The sequence below is a fragment of the Limisphaerales bacterium genome (genome assembly GCA_014382585.1).
Classification (GTDB): Bacteria; Verrucomicrobiota; Verrucomicrobiia; order Limisphaerales; family UBA1100; genus JACNJL01.
On the sequence record JACNJL010000020.1, the window covers coordinates 68,153 to 88,694 of the forward strand.

Here is a 20,542-nt window from a genome sequence, read left to right on the forward strand (position 1 = left end):
AGTGCCGACGCATCGTCGACGTGGGCCCAAAGGCCCGGTTGGGTTGCCCTTGCGGGCGGGTGGCAAATCACCCTTTGTGTCTCGCTCCATCTCTCGACACCACTTCCCGGCAAGAAGCATTGCTGCTCGGTTTGCTGGGACGCGGCGCAATGTGTATGCGATCGGCACATCAGTTGCCACGCCAAGCTATTAACTTTTGTTCACGCCTTGTTCACACGCCGTCTTCGGGCTTGACAAAGCCAAAAGCACCGCGCCTTTTACGCATGTTATTGGTATAAAAATACTCATAATAAATAATATATTACTCCCTGAGCTCAATGAAGCGATGAAGGTGCGTGCGAAGATTTACACCGCCTCATCACCAGTCTCTCCGGTGCGAATGCGAATGGCGTTTTCCACGTTGGACACAAAAATCTTCCCGTCGCCGATCTTGCCGGTGGCAGCCGCCGCTTGGATGGCCTGCACGGCGTTATCCGCCTGACCATCGGGCACTACGAGTTCCAGCTTCAGTTTGGGAAGAAAGTCCACCGTGTACTCACTGCCGCGGTAAATCTCCGTGTGGCCTTTTTGCCGGCCGAAGCCTTTCACTTCGGCCACGGTCATGCCCACAATCCCCAGCTCCGTCAAAGCCGCTTTCACGTCTTCAAGTTTAAAGGGTTTGATGATGGCATCGATGCGCTTCATTTTGTACAGGTTGCTGGGAGGGATGTTAACAACTCGCACGAAGCTGTAAACCGGAATCGTATTTTTTCTAAAAATAAATTTTCAACTTTTTGTTAGATTCGGAATCGACAAGTTTTTGAAAGCAATCTCGACAGCGCTCCGTTGCCCCGCTAAATCTTCCGCCGATGGGTTTGCTCTACCGCCATTGCCTCCGACCGCTGCTGTTTTGGCAGGAATCGGAGGCCGTTCACAACCGCGTTTTACGGGGGCTTTCCCTCACCGCACGCCTGCCCGCGTTGCCGCTGCTCACCGATGCGCTCTATGGCGCGCCGGATTTGCCGGTGTCTTTGGCTGGGCTGAATTTCCCAAATCCAATCGGGCTTGCCGCCGGGATGGACAAGGCCGCCGCCGCTGTGCCGGTGTGGGAGCGGCTCGGATTCGGCTTCGCCGAGCTGGGCGGCGTCACACGTCACGCGCAGATTGGCAATGACACCCCTCGAATGTTTCGCGCCGTGGCAGACCGCGCATTGGTCAATCGGATGGGCTTCAACAATCCCGGCGCCGAAGCGATGGCTGGGGCGCTGCGCGGCTGGCGCGCACGAGAGCAATGGCCCGTGCATCCCATCGGCATCAACCTCGGCAAATCGAAGATCACGCCGCTGGAAGAAGCGGCAGAAGATTATGCGTTTTCGTTGAGTGCGCTGCAGGGCTTGGCGGATTTTTTTGTGGTCAACGTCAGCTCGCCCAACACGCCCAACCTGCGCGCGTTGCAGGACAAAAGTGCGCTGGATGAAATCCTAAAAACCCTCCGCGCGGTGAATGCCGACGTGCCGCTCTTGATAAAAATCGCGCCCGATTTATCCGCCGAAGCCATCGACGATGTGCTCGACCTCGCCACCACCCATTCCCTCGCCGGCATCGTGGCCACCAACACCACCATCGAGCGGCCTAATACCGGCGACGCACAGTGCAAAAAAATCTATGCCGAAACCGGCGGCCTGAGCGGCGCACCCTTGCGCATGCGCAGCACAGAAATCATCGCGCACATTTACCAGCACACCAACGGCAAGCTGCCCATCATTGGCGTGGGCGGCATTTTCACGGCGGACGACGCGTGGGAAAAAATCACCGCCGGCGCCAGTCTCGTGCAAGTGTACACCGGCCTCGTTTACGAAGGGCCGTCCATTGCCAGCGACATCGTCCGTGGGCTGAAGGCGCGGATGGAAAAAGAAGGCGTACGATCGTTGAGCGATTTGGTGGGTTCGGCGGACTCGCAAGCTCGTCCCTCCAAATAAACGTACCCGCCCTTGGAGGGACGAGCTTGCGAATCCGGGGTGTGACTTAATCGTTTCTCAACCGATCTTCAACAATTGCCATAATCCGCGCGCTGGTTTCCTCGGGCGTTTCACCGGCGTTATTGATCACCGTGGCACCGTCGGCGATCATCAACGGCGAGGCGGCACGGGTGCTGTCGCGTTGGTCGCGCGCGGCGAGATTGTCCTGCACGCCATCGGCATCGCGGCGGGCTTGGCGCACGGCGGCGGCGGCGTCCATATAAAATTTATGCAGCGTCTCGGGAAAAATGTTGGACCCAATATCACGCCCCTCCATTACGAGATTGCCGAATTGCACGCACGATCGCTGGCGTTCCTTCATCCAATCACGCACAAACGGCACGGCCGCCACGTGACTCACGGCGGCGCTGGTTTCCTTCGTGCGAATTTCTGCCTCCGGGAAAACTCCATCCACCGCCAGCCAAATACTGCCCTCACGATTCGCTAACTCCGCCGGCCAATCACGGCACAGCGCGGCGACGGCCTCGGCATCGTAGACATCAATTTGTTTTTGCAACGCGTGCCAGGCGAGGGTGCGGTACATCGCGCCGGTGTCCACGTAGGCGTAGCCCAGCGCGGCGGCGATGATTTTGGCGTTGGTGCTTTTGCCGCTGGCGCTCGGGCCGTCGATGGCGATGACAATGGGATCACTCATGATTCTGCAAACAATTCATCTCCCGCCAGCACGTTGCCCTCGGCATCGCGGATCTCCGCGCCCAATTCGCTGGCGAGTTTTTGGAAAAAGTTGGGGAAGGTTTTTTTCACACACGCAGGATTGCGTAGACGAATGCCGCTGATTTTCAGCCCGAGCATTGCGAAACACATCGCCATTCGGTGGTCATTGTACGTGTCGATTTCCGCGCCGTGCAATTCAGGCGAAGGCTCGATGTGCAGTGTGTCGCCTTCCTCGGTGATGCGCGCGCCGCACTTGGTCAACTCCGTGCGGAGGGCGTGGACGCGTTCGCATTCCTGTACGCGCAACCGATGCAGCGCGGGGAAGCTCACCGGATGCTCGGCCAACGGCGCGAGCACGATGGCGGTCATAATGCTGTCGCCAAGGTCGGTGTTATGCGCCACCTCGCGCGGCAGATTAATGAAGCGCGGAAACTGCGCGTCAATCTGCCAACCGGTGAGCGGCCAGTGCGCCACCTCGACCTCTTCGTGAAAGCAATTCACTCCCCAAAAATAACTGCCGCTGGAAGCATCCGGTTCGATTTCAAACTCGCCCCCCGCGTGCGGGAAGGCCTCGATGAGTTCGCGCGTCATGTTCAGGTAAGGCGCTTCGTCTGCGTTGTCGCCCACGACGTCGATAATCCACATACCCGCGCGCGCCGAGAGCAACAGCGCGCTTGCGAACTGCGAGCTGTGTTGAAGGCTTACCGAGCAAACCGCTTCGCGCGGGCCGGTGCCGTGAAACACCGCCGGCAACAAATCGTCCCCGTTGCTTTCAGAATCAATGCGATACTTCATCCGGCGCAGCGCGTGAAATAATTCGCCCTGCGGCCTTTCGTGCATGCGCTCGGTGCCGCTCAATCGAACTGCGCCGTTGGCAAGGCAAACGAATGCGCCGAGGAATCGCGCCGCCGTGCCGGCATTGCCCGCAAAAATTTCCAGCGGTGCCTCCGCTGTGCCCGCGTTGCGCACACGCCCGCCGAGGCCCTGCACGGTGAGGGTTCGATTACACGGCTCGGCGGCATCCTCCGCCACGTCAATTTCAAAACCCAGCAGCCGCAGCGCGTCCACCATGATTTGCGTATCCTCACTCCACAACGCGCCGGTGAGCCGCACCTCGCCATCGGCAAGCGCCGCCAAAATCAGCGCGCGATTGGTGATGCTCTTCGAGCCGGGAACCGTCACATCCGCCGTCACGGGGCCGGCCAATGGCACAATCTCGATTAAGTCGGGCAGGGGCATTATTTATTCTCCCCATCGGCCAACCAACTGTCACGGGCGATTTGGCCTTCGGTAAAAAATTCCTCCAACGCCGCCGCGTCCTTTTCCGACAACGCGGTTTTCAATCGATCAATTTCCGATTGTAAACCCTCCAGCGCGGCGATGATCGCATCAGAGTTATCCCGGGTGATGTCGCGCCACATCTCCGGTGAACCGGAAGCCAGCCGCGTGGTGTCGCGAAAGCCCGTGCCGAAAAAATCACTTTCGCCCGCACGCGGGGCAGCCAGCACCGCGTTCACCAAAGCGCTGGCCAACACATGCGGCAAATGACTCGTGCGCGCCACGATAGCATCGTGATTGGCCGCGGAAAGATTCACCACGCGACTGCCCAGAGCAGTCCAAAAATTCGAAAGTGTTTCCACCATGGCCGCATCGCTGACCTCCGTGGGCGTCACCGCGCAAACCGCGCCTTCGAGCAAATCGCCGCGCGCATGGATCACGCCCGCCTTTTCCGAACCGCACAGTGGATGACTCCCCACAAAGCGCGGCAACACCGGCTCCACCGCCGTCACCACGCTGGCCTTCACGCTGCCCACATCCGTGACGATTGTGTCCGCCGCCAAATGCGGTTTGATGGCTGCCGCCAATTCGCTCATTTGGCCCACGGGCGTGCAAAGAATAATCAGACCCGCATCAGCCACCGCGTTGGCGACATCGAGCGTGGCCTCATCCACCACCCCCGCCGCCAGGCATTCGGCGATACTTTCCTCGCGCCGCACCAGCCCGCAAACACGCGCCGCCACACCGCGCTGCTTCGCCGCCAGCCCAATGGAACCGCCGAGCAAGCCCACGCCAATGAGAGTTATTTTTTGGAAATGCACCGGCGGGATAATGAGGGGGGAATGACCAATGACCAAGACCCAAAACCCAAGGAAGCCCCAAAACTCAAATCCCATTGGGTCATTGGAACTTGGTCATTGGAACCTGGTCATTTTCTCGCGCACCCGCGCGAGAATCACTTCCGCCAAACCCGCCTCACTTCCGATGGCCTCGGTGTACCATACCAATTTCCCTTTCCGCTCGGTGGGGTTGCGCCACGTGGGTTGGGCGGCGGTGAGCCGTTTTTTCACGCGAGCTTCAGGTTCGCCGAGCAGCACGGGGATGTCTTCCACCGTGTGCAACCCGTCGGCGATAAAAAAGGGAACCATCACCATGTTCGGCGCATCGGTGGCGGTGAAGCAATCGGCGATGAAAGGCGCTTCTTCCATAAAGACCGGCAGTACGTCGGAATATTCGCCCAGTGCGGCGATGGCCTCCACCTGGGCCTCGATGGCCTTGCGGGAGTTGGCGTTTTTCCCGGTGCCGTGGCCGGCAATGAACAGGGCCGTCTCGGCGGGCTTGGGAGCGCGGGGGAAAGGATGTTGGGCGATTACTTCCCGCGCGCGGGCGAGCAGTACGTCGGTCATGCTCGCGTGGGTGCCGATGGGGTGACAGTAGATTATCGTGCGGCCGTCGATTTGCTGGATGCGTTCGTAATCGATTTGACCGGCTTTCGCGAGGCCGAGGCGGTGGGGAATGGTTTGCTCGGTGAAATGGCCTTCGCTGATGGTGACGGGCACCACGAAAATTCGTTGCGCGGAAACGAGCTTGGGCACGTCATCAATTTTGGGTTGCTCCAAATTAAAGGCACAGACGACTTCGGCAAAGATGTTGCGCGCGCGCAGTTCATCGGCGAGGCGGCGGGTGGGGGCGCTGGATTGATTATTCACCGTGCTGCCGTGGGCAATAAGCACCAGCGCATCATTTGCTAAATGTGAAAAATCGTCAGCCATCGGCGCGGACAGTGTCGCGCGGGCGGCTCACGAGGCAAAGGCTTTTTGATAGAGCCCCGTGAAATCAGCCGCCGTGATGTCGCGCGGGTTGAAGCTCGCGGTCCATTGGGCGGCGGCTTCCTCCGAAAGCGTCTCCAGTCGCGCGGCGTCTACGCCGACGGCAGTGAGATCGCGCGGAAGGCCCGCGGTGTCCAGCAACGTTTCCAGCGCTTGGGCCAGCGATTCCGGTGCAGGCGTGCCGTTGTGAGCGGCCACGGAGGTGCCTTCCACAAACTCAGCGTACGCCTCGGCGATGGCTTCGTCGCCGGCATTAAAGCGCACCACGTGCGGCAGCATCATTCCGACGGCTTGGCCGTGCACCACGTGGTGATGCGCGGTGAGCGGGTTGGCCGCTGAATGCGCCGCACCTAACATACTGTGCTCGATGGCAGTGCCTGCGTAGGCCGCGCCGAGGAGCATTTGGCCACGAGCCTCAAGATCGTCCGGCGACTCCAGCACGCGACTGAAACTTTCCAACATCATCTGAAATGCCGCGCGCGAATATTTCAGCGAGGTCTCGTTGCGCTTGCGGGTGACGGCAGTTTCCACCGCGTGCGCGATGGCGTCGATGCCCGTGCAAGCAGTGACGCGGGCGGGTTGGGAAACTGTGAGTTCGGGGTCAAGGATTGCCACCTTCGCTAATGCCTTCGGATCGCCGCACGCCATTTTTTGGTGCGTGGCGTTGTCGGCAATAAGCGCGAAGCTTTGGCATTCGCTGCCCGTGCCGGCGGTGGTGGGAATCATAATTGACGGCAGCATCGGCTGGCTCGCCTTGCCGACTCCCCAATAATCCTTCATTGCGCCGCCATTGGTGAGAATGAAATTGCAGCCCTTCGCGGTGTCCATCGAACTGCCGCCACCAAGGCCGATGATAAAATCAATCGCATCGGCTTTTGCCACTGCCACGCATTCGTCCACGCAAGCAGTGGTGGGATTTTCTTTCGAGCGATCAAACACCGAAACCCGAATGCCCGCCGCCTCAAGATTTCCGCGCACCCCCCCCGCGTGCCCGGCGGCCACGATGCCGGAATCCGTGACGAGCAGCGCCTTCGTTGCGCCCAGTTCACTCGCCAACTCGCCCGTTTGCGCCACGCTGCCATTGCCAAAAACCAGCCGCAGGTGCGGATGATTTTCCAGCAATGGATTTACAGCGGGATCGCTCACGGGCAAATTATGACGTCTCGTGTGGGGCGCTTGTTCAGCCGCCGTTGCCGAGGCGCTGCAGCCGCTCGTCGGTGGTTTGGTAGGCGCGGGCTTTGAAGAGGAAATCAATGATGCTGCCTTCGTGGGGTTGGAGCCAGTTGAGGGCGATGGTGGGGATGGCCCCGACATTGAGGCGATCGATGTTCGTGGCGTCGGTGAGCTGGGCGGCCCACGCCTCATCGTTGGTGATGGCGGAGGCCACGAGCGTGCCGCCGATTTTTTCGATCATCTGTTCCTGCGGGCATTCCACCACCGTGGTGAAGGGAAACATGTATTCGGTGTTGGCCATTTTCAGGTCCGGCGAGTCGCAATGCAGGATCGTCGGGCGGATGTAATCGCAGCGCTCCATTTGCTCGAGCCGCGGGCCGTGCTTTTCGGTGACGTGCGTGGTGCCGTTCTCTTGACAGCCTTCCTCGATCATCCCCCAAATCGCCTCGGCCTGGCCGGGGACGGTGAAGGCGGCGAGGCCGGCCTCGGGGTCGGTGGGGTCTTTGACTTCGTATGGGCCGATTTTTTCGGCGAGGGCTTCGGCGATTTCCTTGGTGTGACGGGAGGCCCAAACGCCGGAGCAGTTGATGCAGCCGCGGCCGCTGTTTTTGTAAATGCTGTCGGCCATCAAATCGAGGTGGTCCTCCCATTGATCGACCACATCGTCGCCCAGCAAAATTTTGCTGTAGCCGGGGCCGTGCACCTGGACCTGTTCGTTGCCGGAATAGTTATTGACCGTTTGCGTGCTGCCAAAAATCATCACACGCCCGCAGCGCGAAACCGTTTCCGCGCCCATGTCGCCGCCGCCGGGGTAAATGCCGATGGCTTCCTTGGGCACGCCGGCCTCAGTGAAGGCGGCAAACATGCGGTAGGGCGTCCACGGCTCCTGCGGCCCGGGCTTGAGCACGAGGCCGATCTGCATCGGGATGACGGGCATCCAAAGGGTGTGCACGCCGGGCGAGTTGGAGGGCAGCACCATGCCCAGCACGGGCGACTGCGCCTGATAGCTCACCGGCACCCCGCGTTCCTCCACGCCGTAGCCGCGCTGGAGAATATCCAAATCCAGTCCGCGCGTGAGGGCATCATAAATCTGGTCCATGTGGTTCAACACGAAGTGGTTCTTCTCCATGTTGAATTTGCACATGTGCTCGGGCAGGCCGGTGGAGGCGGATTGTTGGCGGGCGAAATCGTCCGGCGTCTGTTCGCCATCGCCGAGCGGCAGGGTGGCGTTGAGGTACAGGTCGCCGGCCTTTTTCATCATCTCAATGAGATCCTTGATGGGAATCTCGCGGAGCACTTCGCGGGCGCGATCGGCCTTGCGCATGTCGCGCGCGAGCAGTCCGGGATTGGCTTGACCCACCTTGGCCAGCACTTCGCCGGTGCGGTGGTGGATGACCTCATCGGTTTCGAGGCTTTCGTACGGTTCGCCCCAGCGTAAAACAGGAATGTTAATCATGATTTAAAATTTGGTTTTCTAGTAAACACCCTCGACAATTTTTTTCGTTAATGCACCGAAGGGGCGCACCTCAGCCACGCCGTCCCACGGGTATTGTTCAATGGGTTCGCGGCGGATGGCTTCGTCGCGCTCGAGGAAACGCGGCATGAAAAATTCCTTTGTCAGTGTGGTCAACTCCACGCGGCCCCACTCGCCGTATTCCACGGGCGCGTTGGTGTCCGGGTTTAGCACCCGCATCGAAGCGCGCGGCTGCGGCGCGTAGTAAGTGATGGAATATTTGTCCTCGGCGGTGAGCGGTTTGTGCTTGGCCAGCCCCATCAGCGTGTTGCCGTAGGTGGGCACGAAGCCGATTTTGTTTTCCAGCAACTCCTCGCACAGGAACCGCGTGTACTGCGGATCCATCGTGGTGCCGCCGCAAAACACGCCGCGCACGCCGGCATCGTAAAGACTGCTACCCTCGTTCTCGTAACGCTCGGCGATGCTCTCCAGCAATTTCGGCGTAGTAAACAGCGCGCTCACCTGACGGTTTTTCATAATCGTCATGGCTTGGTCGACGACGTGCTCCATGTACGCCTTGGCCTGGTCAAACTGTTTCTCGCTGATCAACCGCTTCACCCAACGCGGATCGAGATCGACAAAGTAGCAAGAGCACCCACGCACATTGGCCAGATGCTCGATTGACAACCGCAGCCGGCGCGGCCCCGTGGGGCCAACCATCAGCCAGTAGTGGTTCCGCGGGAAAGCAGCGTCGTCCAGCGTGTCCGAAAACTCGCTGTAATCGATCTTGTAATCCTCCCAGCCGATGCGTTGCTTAGGCATACCGGTAGTTCCGCCAGTTTCGAAAATGCTGAAGGGCTTCCCCGCAAATGCCTTGGGCACCCACACTTCCGGCTGCTGGTCGCGCAGCCATTCGTCCTGAAAGTTCGGGAACTTCGCCAGTAAATCGTCGAGGCACTTCACCTCCGCAGCCGGATCCCAGCCCGCGTCCCTGGCCCAATCCAGCCAGAACGGGCAACCGGTTTCCGGCGAGAAATGCCACTGCACAATCTCCGCTACATGCGCATCAAGCGCGACTTTTGCTTCGTCAATTTTTTGATTTATTTCAGACATAAAATTTTCGGACGCACTTTCGCCATCCAAGATTCAGTTCACGTTAACTCCCCTGCCGCGAACGCCGGTCATTTGAGCCCCTCGAGTTATTGGCCCGCGGGAAAAATCGATTCACCAAACGCGCCTCTGGCGGCTTGCTGCACAACGAGCCCATCACCAACGCCGCCGCCGAGGCCAGCGTGAGCGGCGCGATGGGCATCATCCCCAGAACCAAAAAATGTTTGTCTGCGCCGTAGCCGGATTGGTGGAACCAATAAACCCAAAGACCAGTCGTCACCGCCATGCACGCGTACACGCCGACTGCCGTCACGCGTTTCCAATACAACGCTGCGAACACAATCGGGAACAGCGCGGTGAACCCCGTGAAACACCAAATGCCAAGGCCGAACACGCTGGCGGTTTCCATCAGTGCCAGTGAAGCGAGGTATGCCACCGCCACCACGCCGATCACGAACCACCGCGCGAGCATCAGCTTATCCGCGTCGCTATAATAATCCTTGCCGCGTATGGGGATGATGATGTCGTTAGTGAACATCGTCCCGAGACAGGCAAATTGAGAATCCAACGAAGACATAATCGCCGCCAACACGCCGGCCATCAGCAGCCCCAGCAGCCACGGGTTGGCAATTAAATTCACCATCGTCCCCAGCACTTCGCTCGGATTCGATATGGAAATATCTCCGGCCGCCGCCAGTCCCGCCGCCCACACGCCAATTAAAATGCACGGCAGCCACACAATGGCGATGCAGATAGGATGCGCCACGATGGCGAGCCGAAACGTTTTGGCATCCTTCGCCGTGAGCCAATGCTGGAACACGTGCGGGAACATCCCGATGCTAATCGGGATAAACAAAAACGTGATGAACACCAAATGCGACATTGAAGATTTGGGCTCGGCAGGCTCCGGCGGCTCAATCATTTCTTCCCCGCTTTCCGCCGAATGGTTCATCGCCTCCATCATTTCTTCTTGGTACGCCTCCAAGTTCTGCTTGTGCTTAGCAATTGCGCCGGGATGCACGCCGCGCGCGAGCCGTTCGGGTTTGTGAATTTCCACATATTCGGTGGCGCGTTTGATGTTGTAAATGATGCCGGCTTCTTCGGGCTTATACTCTGGATTTTTTTTGGCCACAGCAGATGAAATCATCAGAAACGCCACCACGCCGGTGAGCATGAACACCAGCGTTTGAAATGTATTTGCCCAAGCCGTGCTGCGGACGCCGCCCAGGAAAACGTAAGTGAGCACCACGCCGCAGACGACGAAGCCGGTGATCCACGGGGGAATGCCGTTGGCGTTGAACATCCCCTTCGTGGTGCCCTCCACAAAATTGCCGGCGCTGATGATGCCAATCAACAAATATGGAATGATAAGCAGCACGAGCAAAACGAAGAGCACGGTGCCGAGCGTTTGGGAATTGAAACGGTCACGAAAAAACTGCACTTGGGTGACATAGCCGTTGCGTTTACCGATCGCCCAAAGGCGCAGGCCGATGATAAAGAAAATTGCCGAGTGAATGATGCCGCTCCACGCGGCCACCGCGCCGTACGTGGCCACGCCGGTGACGAAGGCCTTGCCGGAGGACCCGACCAGCGCGAAGCCGGTCATGGTGGTGCCGAATACGCTCATCAACAACATAAACGAACCGATGGAGCGGCTGGCCACAAAGTAATCTTTGCTGGTACCCCGAAAAAATTTGCTGCTAAAAATGCCGAGGGCGAGCAGTAAAACGAGGTAACCCAACACAATCCAAAATGGGATGGCGGAAGTGGAAGCAGCGAAAATGATCATTCAGTTTTTAAGAAAGATTGTTGGGAGAATTGGGGTTGCTTTGGCCGCTTTGGCTGCTGCCACTGCGACGGCCTCGGCCGCCACGGCGCCGGCGTGAGCGGCTTTCGCTGCTGCTATCACTGCTGCGCTCGGTGCGTTCGCCGCGATTGTCGGAGGGGCGATAGTCTCCACGGTTTGAGCGATCCCGACCGCCGCGCCGATTGTCGCCGCGGTTGCGCCCACCTCTGCGATTTTCGCCCGCGCTGGCCCAGGTTTCCAGTTCGGTGGGCCACGCTTTCCAGACGGCGAGGAACCACACGGCAGCGGTGGCAAAGGAGAGCGCGACTTGGTAGCCCAACCCGGCGGGGATGCCGAGGATGAGGTCGTGTTCTTTTTGCACTTCAGAAAGAAGCGGCCAAATTAACCAGTCCTGATGCAACCAAGCAAGGGACACCACGAGGGCGACGGTCAAATATCTCATTTTGGTGGAGCCTTACTTGGAGGCGGATTTTGCAGGCAAGGCCACGGCGTATAGATGCGTTTGAGTGCCGATGTACAGCGTACCGTTCGCGACGATCGGTGAGGAATAAATCGGCACGAGCATATTGGTCTCAAAAATAGGCTCGTCGTTTTTGGGATGGAAATCCGCCTTGAGCGGCAGGATGGTGAAATCACCGTCCTCGTCGCCGATGAAGATTTTGCCATCGGCGATGAGTGGGCTGCCCCACATGTGCGCCTTGGTGTCGTGCACCCAATGTTCCTTGCCCGTTTTAGAATCAAGGCAGTAAACGTAGCCGGTATAATCGGCGGCGACAAGCAGGCCGCTAGCGGGATCGATGGCGCAGGTGGAAATGGTGCGCTGAATTTTCCGGTAGTCCCACACCTTCGCGCCGGTGTCTGCGTTGATACAGGTAAGATTACCAACGCCTTCTCCATGCTCGGGATCCTGCCCGATGGCCACATACACGTGCCCATTGTGAAACGTCGGCGTGGCGATCAACTCGCTCGGGCCATCGGCGGCGGGGTACTTGATGGTCTCGCCCTCCTTGTCCTTTTTGTATTCGGCCGGCACGCAGTCGAAGCTCCAAAGTTTTTTCAAGATTTTGAATTTCTCACCGGCCTCTTCCTCCTCGATAAATTCATTGGCGGAAAAGGCGTAGAGAACACCGTCGCCACCGGCGAAGAACACCGCATCCTTGCCCTTCACTTTGCCGCGCGAGGGGCTGGACCAGTTGCAGTGCATGATGTTGGCGCCGATGCCCTCGGATTCCTCGGCCACGAGGCTGCCGTCCTTTTTGTTGAGTACCACGAGGCAGGGCGACTGGGGCGCGGGAATGTTCAGGTGGCTCCAGTCCTGGCCGTTGGAGGTGGTGCAGAAAAGGTAATCGCCCATAATGAGCACGGAGCTGCTGGCGATGTTATGCGGGAACACACCCAGCTCGGCCCGCATATCGAACCGCCAGATGACGTCCGCATCCATTGGCGAAGGCGGCAGCGGCTCCTTGCCTTTGTCGACCATGAACGTGCTCTCGCCCTGAAAGCCTTGGTTGCCGTTCTTCATTCCCTCGGTGTCGAGACAAAGAATCTCGCAGCGGTTGGCGACCACGTACACGCGGTTGCCCTCCACCGCCGGGCTGGAACAAATGCCGAGATATTCCCAGTCGCTCACCTTGCCCGCGCCGAGCTTGGGCACCACCAGTTGCCACTCCAGCTCGCCGGTTTTTTCATCGAGACAATACACAATGCCGCGGTCGCCAATGTGCCGTTTGTCGCGCGGCGTTTCGTTGTTCGTCCCCACAAACACTTTACCGCCGGATACAGTGGTGTTGCCATACGCCTGACTACCCAGCTTGGCGGCCCAGCGCACGTTTTTGGTGGTGGCCATGTCAATCTCCTCCGTGCCCCGCACAAATTTGCCGGGATCGAAGCTCGCGGCAATGCCTTGCTCCGGTGAAAACAAATTACCGCCGCCGTTGCGCGACCACACCGGCCAATCCTCACCCGCCACCAACGCAGCCGACGTTCCGGGAGCGGGTGGGGTGGTGGTGGTGCCAGTCACACTTGGATCGGGTGTGCCGCCCCCGTCGTCGGTTTTACAATTGGTTTGCGTCACAATGATCGCGGTAGCCGCAAGCACGCTTACGCCACCCATCACGAATAATGATTTTTGATTCATATCTTTAATAAATGTTTTCCGTTAATTTTTGTTAATCGAAATATTGTCCATGTATACGCGGAAGAGGCTTTGCGGCGAAAAACCGATGATGCCGGGTGCGCCTTTTTTATGTGCGTTTTTGTGTTTCACTTCGAGGGTCCACACCTTCGGCTCCGGCTCGTCTTTGGGCCATGCTTTGGCGCGAATAGTGCCGGTGCCGTCGACCGCGATGTCCACGCGGCTTTTGAGGCGGTACCATTTCTTGGGCGACCAGCGGAACGGCACGCTTGCTTTCACGCGCTCGTGATTGCTGCTCACCTCAAGAATTTGTTGGTTGCCAACCAGCGTGATAAAGTAACGCTGATTCATCACCCCGATGTTGCCTTTCACACGGCGACTGCCATCAGTCATCACGTCGGCCTCGATGGTATAATTACTGGAATCGGGATCACCAAAAATCGTAATCGCACGCTGGAATAAAACACGGTCCAACGTCTTGGCAAATACCTTGTTACCGTCCAACTCGCGTACTTCCCACTTAAGGCGCGCGCCCGTCCACGCCAGCGGCGGGTAGGCAAATTTCACGCCGTCGGTTGGATGATCCACCGTGAGCTTGAAGCTCTCGAAATCCTGCGTGTACGGAATCTTCGGCAGAATGCGCCCGCGCAGCAACCCGCTCAGCCCGCCCGCGGTGGCCTTGAACGCGCCCGCACTGCCAACATTTTTGGCTTCAGCCGTGATGGCATTGTCGTTCACGCCGGCGTTCATGCTGGTTTTTACTTTGGCGGTGGGCGGGATGTATTTTTCAAACTCCGCCGGTACGTTGCGCTTCACCACGTTGCCGTTGGCATCAATCGTGTTGACGGTGAGCTTGATGGTTTGGCCGGGCTTGAGCAGCACATCACCGGGCACAATTTGCAATGCCACAGCTTTGCCGGCGTTGGCGGACGACGCGGCGGGCAGCATGGCTTTAGGTTGCTGGCCAGTGGCTGCGCCAAAGCAGTAGAGTTTGGTTTTGGTGTGAATGTAAATTTTGCCGTTCCACGCGACGGGTGAGCCAAGAATGCCGCCGTCGAGCTGCGTTTCGCTGACGATGTCCGCATCATCATCGCCGGGTTTCACCACCAGAAAACGGCCATTCGGAAAGCCGAGATACAAATGTCCGTCGGCGTACAGCGGTGAGGAATGAATCTGGTCGTTGTTAATTTTTTTGGCGAAGAGTTCCTTGCCGGTTTTAATGTCCACGCAAACGAGCACGCCGGTTTTGCTCACTTGATAAACACGGCCATTGGCCATTGCGGGGCTGCTGGTGAACATCGCGTGTTGCAGCCGCCATTTTTCCCACGCCTTGCCATCGGCGATTTTAAGGTCTTTGTCTTTTAGGATTAACTGTGGCTCGCCGGACGCGGGGAGTTTCGTGGGCAGCTTGATGCCAACCATTCGACCTTCGCCCGAGCTATCGATATTCTCCTTGCCGTGTATGGCCACGAGCGTGTCGCCCTCCACCACCACAGAAGCATTCACGCCCCCCTGCGAAAGTTGAAAGCGCCACAGCGGCTGGCCGGTGCGCACGTCCACGCACACCACATTGCCGTCGCCCGTGCCGGCATAAAACACGCGCCGCGCGCCCACGTTGGCGAGCACCGGTGTGGAGAAGGAGCTGTCCTTCGGCCCCACGCCCGGCGTGCTGGCCCAAACGGGCGCGCCGGTTTTTTTCTTGAAGGCATAAAAGCGATCGCGCGCGGGACCTTGCTTGCCCCAGTAACTCGTCACGCCGCGCACGATGACGAGGTCGCCATCAATCACCGCCGCGCCGGTGCGGCCATTGGGAAACGTCAGCCGGCCGAAGCGTTCCATTAGCGAATACTCCCATTGGATTTTCCCGTCGGGTGAAAAACATTTCACGCCGCCGTTGGTGGTCATCAAATAAATCCAACCGGTCACCGGGTCGATGGTCGGCGCGCCGACGCTGTAGCGGCTGTAAACCGTGTCGCTCAAATAATCATTATAGCCGTGTTCCCAAATTGTTTTCCCGTCCGCCTCATTGAGGCACTGCAGCACCTCCTGCAAGTCCGTCCCCGCGCCCCGATAACCCCACGTGTACACGCGCCCATCAGCGATCACCGCGTGGCCGCGCCCGGCGATGTCGTGCGTCCACAACGCGTCAGCAGCCTTAATGGATTTCGGTAAATCAGTGGCATCCGTACGCCCCGCCTGATGCGGCCCGCGCCAATTGGTCCAGCCAGTGACCGCGGCACGGGGGGTGAAGGTGGAAAAAAATATGAGCGCCGTCAGCGCGGAGAGTTTAAAAATCTTCATCATCATTTGTTGTTTGTGCGACCTCCGGACACACGAGCCAAGGGTGAAGCGTGTGCCGGTTTCGCAGGTCCGGGGGGAGTAATGGCTTTACTCGCTGGGAAAAGCAAGGCAGAAAACGTACCTGTACGTACGATTAATTTGAATAAAGAAATGGCTATCGAAGAATTTAACGACGAACTCCCGATCGACGCCCCCGAGCGCAAGCGCCTGCCGCTGCTGCTACGCCGCGCCTGGTACGGGCTCAACCAGACCTTTCGCCGTAGCATCAGCCACGCCGGGGCCACGCCCGATCAGTTCACCGTGCTGCGCACCCTCAGCGAAGGCGATCCCGTCGGCCTCACCCAAAGCGAGCTCACACGAAAAATGAGCAGTGACCCCAATACCGTGGCGTCGCTCCTTGAGCGAATAGAAAAATCCGGCTGGATTGAGCGCAAGCCCCACGAGACCGACCGCCGTGCCAACCGCATCTTGCTGCTGCCCGCCGGTGCTGAGAAACTGGTGGAATTGCGCGGCATCGCCAAAAATCTCCAAGCCAACCTTCTCGGAAGTCTCCCCGAAACCAAGCGCGAACCGTTCCTCGAAGAACTCGCCCAAGTCGCCGATGCCTGCCAAGCCGCCGCTGAAGAAGCCGCACGAAAGAACCGCGACTAGCCATACCATCAGTCTCCGGCAGGGAAGGCGTACTCTTTGAGCGGCCCACTTACCGATCATTTTTAACCACAAAAAAACCGCCCCGAAGGGCGGCCCTCTTCAGAGAGGTTAATTGGTTTAGTTCATTCAGGAACCTCCGTTGCCGTCACCATTGCTTTCGCCGGGCGTTTCGGTGTTGCCGGGCGTGACTGTGCCGCTCTCAGGGGTTGAGGAAGGCTTGGTTTCAGCCCCCGGTTTTTCATCATTTTGGCCGGCCATTTCGTTTTCGTTGTCGCCCACGACTTGTCCCGCAATCGGTTTACCGTTGGCATTGTCGCCATCGCCAGTCGCGGCATCGGCTACGAGCAGCGGCGCGATCACCAACGCGATGACGGTCATCAACTTCAACAGAATGTTCAGGGACGGTCCGGAGGTATCCTTGAGTGGATCGCCCACAGTATCGCCCACCACGCCAGCCTTGTGAGCTTCGCTGCCCTTGGTGTGATACACGCCGTCCACTTCCACGCCTTTGCCTTCTTCGAACATTTTCTTGGCGTTATCCCACGCGCCACCGGCGTTAGCTTGGAAGAGGGCGAGTAAGACGCCGCTCACCGTCACACCCGCGAGCAGACCGCCCAGTGCTTGGGCCGCTTCGATGCCGCTACCGGTCACATATTTGAAGCCGAAGCCGATGACCACTGGCGTGAGCACGGCGAGCATGCCGGGCTTAATCATTTCACGGATGGCGGCGGTGGTGGAGATAGAAACGCAGTTGGCGTACTCGGCTTTGCCGTCGGCGGCTTCATAAACCTTGCGATCTTCTTCGCTCCATTCTTCAACTGGTTTACCGTCGTTATCCTTCATCTTGGCCAAGGCGGCTTTCAATTCAGGAATGTTTTTAAACTGGCGTTGGACTTCCTTGATCATATCGCTGGCAGCGCGGCCCACGGCCTCGATTGCCATCGCGGAGAACAGGAAGGGCAACATCGCGCCCACAAATAAACAGGCCATCACATTGGGGTTGGCAATATCGATGGAAGTGATTCCTGCCACCCCCATGTACGCGGCAAATAGCGCCAGCGCGGTGAGTGCCGCGGAACCAATCGCGAAGCCTTTGCCGATGGCGGCGGTGGTATTGCCCACCGCATCGAGGTTATCCGTGCGGGCGCGTACTTCCTCGGGCAGTTCGCCCATCTGGGCAATGCCGCCGGCGTTGTCGGCCACAGGGCCGTAGGCGTCCACGGCGAGTTGGATGCCGGTGTTGGCCAACATGCCCACCGCGGCAATCGCGATGCCGTACAGGCCGGCAAAGTGATACGCGCACAGAATGGCGGTGGCGAGAAACAGGATGGGCCACATCGTGGAACGCATGCCCACGCCGAGTCCGGAAATGATGTTGGTGGCTGCGCCGCCCTTGGCCGATTGACGGGAAATTTCCCGCACGGGTTCTTTGTTAAAACCGGTGTAATATTCGGTGACAAACCCAATGCCCAGCCCGCAGGCAAGGCCGATCAGGCTGGCATAAAAAACGCCCATGGCCGAGTAGGTTCCATCAATAACCATCTTACCATCCACTTCCTTCAAGGTATTCCAAGTCTCGGGTAGCAGACCGTTGATGAGGAAATAAGCACCCGCCAGCATGATGACCGCGGCGGTAAGTTCGCCGCGCGTGAGACCGGCCTTGGGGTCGCCGCCTTCCTCGACGGACACAAACATCGTGCCAATCATCGAGGCCATGATGCCGACGGCCGCGAGGCATAAGGGCAACATCACCACGCCAATCGCGCCGAGGCCACCTTCGATGCCAACAAACTCCGGCAGGTTCATCAGCAACACGCCAAGCACCATCGCGCCGATCATGGAGCCGACGTAGCTTTCGAACAGGTCCGCGCCCATGCCGGCCACATCGCCGACGTTATCGCCCACGTTATCGGCGATGGTAGCCGGGTTGAGCGGATGATCTTCCGGGATGCCGGCTTCCACTTTACCCACGAGATCCGCGCCCACGTCTGCCGCCTTGGTGTATATACCACCGCCCACACGCGCGAAGAGCGCAATGGAGGAGGCGCCAAACGAGAAGCCTGTCAGCACGGTGAGAATCTTATTCATGCCCGCCGACGTGGAAGGATCGAAGTAACCGTAATAAAAGAAAAACAATCCGGAAAGCCCCAGCACCCCAAGGCCCACCACGCCCATGCCCATTACCGAGCCGCCACGGAAAGCGACGTTGAGCGCGGAAGCCAGTCCCGTCCGGGCGGCGTGCGCGGTGCGGACGTTGGCTTTGGTGGCTACTTTCATGCCGATATAGCCGGCGAGCGCAGAGCACGTGGCGCCGACCACGAAGGAAAGCGCGATAAGCGGGCTCGAATGCTCGGCCTGTGACAGCGCCAAAAGCACCGCCACCGCCACCACAAACCACGCCAGTTTAGAATATTCAGCCCGCAGAAACGCCATCGCGCCGTCGGTGATATAGCCGGCAATCCGCTTCATGCGATCCGTGCCGGGATCCTGCCGTGCCACCCATTGGGCACGCAGGTAAGTAAAGATGAGGGCCAGTAATCCCGCGAGTGGGATGAGATATACGTTTTTGTTCATTGTTCAGTCAGTAAAAACAACAGCCAGTCGTTGTAATATGGTGTTTACGGAAACAGGAGGGAATGCTCCTTAAATCGCGCAGGAATCTGCCCTGCGCAAGCGGTAGGTTAAACCGGAAAACCCGCCACAAGTCAAGACTAGTCAAATAAAAACCGCCGTTTTTAGGAAAGGCCACGGCTTGACCCCACCTTGACCTCAGCCTAATCTGTCCGCGCATTTCACACCTTATGAAAACCAAACACGATTCCACTCGGCGGACATTCCTCAAAGCCTCCACCGCCACCGCGGGCGCGGCGCTCGCTTTCCCCACCATCACTTTGGGCAAACCCAACAGCAATAAACTCAAGATCGGTTGGATCGGCTGCGGCGGTCGTGGCTCGGGCGCCATCAACCAAGCCCTGCGCGCGGACAGCAACGTCGAGCTGTGGTCCATCGGCGAGGCCTTTGCAGACAAAGCAGAGGCGGGACTCAAAGCCATTTCCAAAATTCATCCCGGCAAAGTCAACGTCGACAAAAGCCGCGTGCACGTCGGGCTCGATGCCTACCAAAAAGTCATCGAAAGCGATGTGGACGTCGTGCTGCTCACCACTCCGCCCGGGTTCCGGCCATTACACATCAAGACCGCCGTGGATGCCAAGAAACACATTTTTGCAGAGAAACCAATGGCCACCGATGGCCCCGGCGCGCGCTCGGTCATTGAATCCATCGCCAAAGCCAAAAAACAAGGCACCTCCATCGTGGACGGTTTTGTGTGGCGCTGGACCTACGCCCAACGCGACACTTACAAACGCATCCGCGACGGCGAGCTGGGCGATATCCAGGCCATCTTCAGCAGCTACAACAACAACGCCCGCAAACGCTACGTCGATTTTGGCCGCCACAATACCAAGAGCGACGTGGAATACATGATCCGCCGTTGGTACTACTTCACGTGGCTGAGCGGTGATCATATCGTCGAGCAAGGCGTGCACAGCATCGACAAAATGCTTTGGGCCATGGGCGACCAACCCCCCGCCTATGCCATCGCCAGTGGCGGCCGCCAGAACCGCGGCCCGGACGAAGGCAACATCTTCGATCACTTCGCCGTGGAATTTTCCTGGGCCGACGGCACGCAGGGCTACCATTTCACCCGCCAAATGGATGGCTGCGAAAACGGCGTGTGGGATCGCGTCTTTGGCTCCAAAGCCAAGTACACCGGCGAAAGCGGCCGCAAGCACCACGTGTTCTCAAACGCCGATGGATTAAAATGGCGCTGGACCCCCGGTGCCAAAAACGAACGCAACAACAACGGCTACCAAACTGAGCACGACGAAATGTACGCCGCCATCCGCGACGGCAACCCCCTGAACACCGGCGACCGAATGATCACCACCACCCTGATGGCGATGATGGCCCGCACCGCCGCTTACACCGGCAAGAAAGTCACGTGGGAGATGATGCTCAATTCCAAGGAAGCCCTCGTGCCCGAAAAGATCGCCTTCGATATGAAGTTCCCACCTCGCGCCGTCCGCCATCCCGGCCGGGACGAAGTCATCAAGCCACACGACTGGGAGTGAGGCG

General features: G+C 58.8%; 16 protein-coding genes. 3 read left to right on the forward strand and 13 right to left on the reverse strand.

The genetic code is table 11. The features are described from left to right. Positions 1–345: 345 nt before the first annotated feature. The gene (locus H8E27_02065; GenBank protein ID MBC8324400.1) at positions 346–684 is read right to left on the reverse strand and encodes a P-II family nitrogen regulator; all 339 of its coding nucleotides are present in this window, start codon (positions 682–684) and stop codon (positions 346–348) included. Between the two features lie 164 nt (positions 685–848). On the opposite strand from H8E27_02065, the gene H8E27_02070 reads away from it, so the two are divergent. Continuing rightward, the gene (locus tag H8E27_02070) at positions 849–1,958 is read left to right on the forward strand and encodes a quinone-dependent dihydroorotate dehydrogenase (GenBank protein ID MBC8324401.1); all 1,110 of its coding nucleotides are present in this window, start codon (positions 849–851) and stop codon (positions 1,956–1,958) included. Between the two features lie 46 nt (positions 1,959–2,004). Here the strand turns inward: H8E27_02070 and cmk are convergent, their stop codons facing one another. Genes cmk through H8E27_02125 form a run of 11 tightly spaced genes read right to left on the reverse strand, consistent with a single transcriptional unit; the run spans position 2,005 to position 15,763 of the window. After that, positions 2,005–2,652 carry a (d)CMP kinase gene (gene cmk, locus H8E27_02075; protein ID MBC8324402.1) on the reverse strand — a complete coding sequence of 216 codons (648 nt, stop codon included), beginning with the start codon at positions 2,650–2,652 and terminating at the stop codon, positions 2,005–2,007. Next, positions 2,649–3,911 carry a 3-phosphoshikimate 1-carboxyvinyltransferase gene (locus H8E27_02080; GenBank protein ID MBC8324403.1) on the reverse strand — a complete coding sequence of 421 codons (1,263 nt, stop codon included), beginning with the start codon at positions 3,909–3,911 and terminating at the stop codon, positions 2,649–2,651. Before H8E27_02080 ends, cmk begins: the two co-directional genes overlap by 4 nt. Further along, a complete protein-coding gene (locus H8E27_02085) occupies positions 3,911–4,846 on the reverse strand; it encodes a prephenate dehydrogenase (GenBank protein MBC8324404.1) in 936 nt (311 codons plus the stop codon). The genes H8E27_02080 and H8E27_02085 overlap by 1 nt, the downstream gene beginning before the upstream one ends. Before the next feature lie 18 nt (positions 4,847–4,864). Further along, positions 4,865–5,722, reverse strand: a complete 858-nt coding sequence (locus H8E27_02090; protein MBC8324405.1) for a cobalamin biosynthesis protein CbiX — start codon at positions 5,720–5,722, stop codon at positions 4,865–4,867. A gap of 27 nt (positions 5,723–5,749) precedes the next feature. Beyond that, complete coding sequence (locus H8E27_02095) at positions 5,750–6,925, reverse strand: iron-containing alcohol dehydrogenase (GenBank protein ID MBC8324406.1); 1,176 nt, start codon at positions 6,923–6,925, stop codon at positions 5,750–5,752. A 34-nt stretch (positions 6,926–6,959) separates the two neighbouring features. Then, a complete protein-coding gene (locus H8E27_02100; protein ID MBC8324407.1) occupies positions 6,960–8,408 on the reverse strand; it encodes an aldehyde dehydrogenase in 1,449 nt (482 codons plus the stop codon). 18 nt (positions 8,409–8,426) lie between these two features. Then, the gene (locus H8E27_02105; protein MBC8324408.1) at positions 8,427–9,518 is read right to left on the reverse strand and encodes a hypothetical protein; all 1,092 of its coding nucleotides are present in this window, start codon (positions 9,516–9,518) and stop codon (positions 8,427–8,429) included. Between the two features lie 43 nt (positions 9,519–9,561). Then, positions 9,562–11,304 carry a sodium:solute symporter family protein gene (locus tag H8E27_02110; GenBank protein MBC8324409.1) on the reverse strand — a complete coding sequence of 581 codons (1,743 nt, stop codon included), beginning with the start codon at positions 11,302–11,304 and terminating at the stop codon, positions 9,562–9,564. Positions 11,305–11,311: 7 nt separating this feature from the next. After that, positions 11,312–11,764, reverse strand: a complete 453-nt coding sequence (locus H8E27_02115) for a hypothetical protein (protein ID MBC8324410.1) — start codon at positions 11,762–11,764, stop codon at positions 11,312–11,314. Between the two features lie 12 nt (positions 11,765–11,776). After that, the gene (locus H8E27_02120) at positions 11,777–13,435 is read right to left on the reverse strand and encodes a PQQ-binding-like beta-propeller repeat protein (GenBank protein MBC8324411.1); all 1,659 of its coding nucleotides are present in this window, start codon (positions 13,433–13,435) and stop codon (positions 11,777–11,779) included. Between the two features lie 45 nt (positions 13,436–13,480). Beyond that, a complete protein-coding gene (locus tag H8E27_02125) occupies positions 13,481–15,763 on the reverse strand; it encodes a PQQ-binding-like beta-propeller repeat protein (GenBank protein ID MBC8324412.1) in 2,283 nt (760 codons plus the stop codon). Between the two features lie 144 nt (positions 15,764–15,907). Between H8E27_02125 and H8E27_02130 the strand changes: the two genes are divergently transcribed. Further along, positions 15,908–16,408, forward strand: a complete 501-nt coding sequence (locus H8E27_02130; GenBank protein MBC8324413.1) for a winged helix-turn-helix transcriptional regulator — start codon at positions 15,908–15,910, stop codon at positions 16,406–16,408. A gap of 126 nt (positions 16,409–16,534) precedes the next feature. Here the strand turns inward: H8E27_02130 and H8E27_02135 are convergent, their stop codons facing one another. After that, a complete protein-coding gene (locus tag H8E27_02135) occupies positions 16,535–18,982 on the reverse strand; it encodes a sodium-translocating pyrophosphatase (GenBank protein ID MBC8324414.1) in 2,448 nt (815 codons plus the stop codon). Positions 18,983–19,209: 227 nt separating this feature from the next. Here H8E27_02135 and H8E27_02140 point away from each other — a divergent pair, with 227 nt between their 5' ends. Continuing rightward, the gene (locus H8E27_02140; GenBank protein MBC8324415.1) at positions 19,210–20,538 is read left to right on the forward strand and encodes a Gfo/Idh/MocA family oxidoreductase; all 1,329 of its coding nucleotides are present in this window, start codon (positions 19,210–19,212) and stop codon (positions 20,536–20,538) included. Positions 20,539–20,542: the final 4 nt, after the last annotated feature.

Coding starts and splice junctions, on each gene's coding strand:
- H8E27_02065 (MBC8324400.1), bottom strand. CDS start 684: ATGAAGCGCATCGATGCCATCATCAAACCCTTTAAACTTGAAGACGTG.
- H8E27_02070 (MBC8324401.1), top strand. CDS start 849: ATGGGTTTGCTCTACCGCCATTGCCTCCGACCGCTGCTGTTTTGGCAG.
- cmk (MBC8324402.1), bottom strand. CDS start 2,652: ATGAGTGATCCCATTGTCATCGCCATCGACGGCCCGAGCGCCAGCGGC.
- H8E27_02080 (MBC8324403.1), bottom strand. CDS start 3,911: ATGCCCCTGCCCGACTTAATCGAGATTGTGCCATTGGCCGGCCCCGTG.
- H8E27_02085 (MBC8324404.1), bottom strand. CDS start 4,846: ATGGGATTTGAGTTTTGGGGCTTCCTTGGGTTTTGGGTCTTGGTCATT.
- H8E27_02090 (MBC8324405.1), bottom strand. CDS start 5,722: ATGGCTGACGATTTTTCACATTTAGCAAATGATGCGCTGGTGCTTATT.
- H8E27_02100 (MBC8324407.1), bottom strand. CDS start 8,408: ATGATTAACATTCCTGTTTTACGCTGGGGCGAACCGTACGAAAGCCTC.
- H8E27_02105 (MBC8324408.1), bottom strand. CDS start 9,518: ATGTCTGAAATAAATCAAAAAATTGACGAAGCAAAAGTCGCGCTTGAT.
- H8E27_02110 (MBC8324409.1), bottom strand. CDS start 11,304: ATGATCATTTTCGCTGCTTCCACTTCCGCCATCCCATTTTGGATTGTG.
- H8E27_02115 (MBC8324410.1), bottom strand. CDS start 11,764: ATGAGATATTTGACCGTCGCCCTCGTGGTGTCCCTTGCTTGGTTGCAT.
- H8E27_02120 (MBC8324411.1), bottom strand. CDS start 13,435: ATGGGTGGCGTAAGCGTGCTTGCGGCTACCGCGATCATTGTGACGCAA.
- H8E27_02125 (MBC8324412.1), bottom strand. CDS start 15,763: ATGATGATGAAGATTTTTAAACTCTCCGCGCTGACGGCGCTCATATTT.
- H8E27_02130 (MBC8324413.1), top strand. CDS start 15,908: ATGGCTATCGAAGAATTTAACGACGAACTCCCGATCGACGCCCCCGAG.
- H8E27_02135 (MBC8324414.1), bottom strand. CDS start 18,982: ATGAACAAAAACGTATATCTCATCCCACTCGCGGGATTACTGGCCCTC.
- H8E27_02140 (MBC8324415.1), top strand. CDS start 19,210: ATGAAAACCAAACACGATTCCACTCGGCGGACATTCCTCAAAGCCTCC.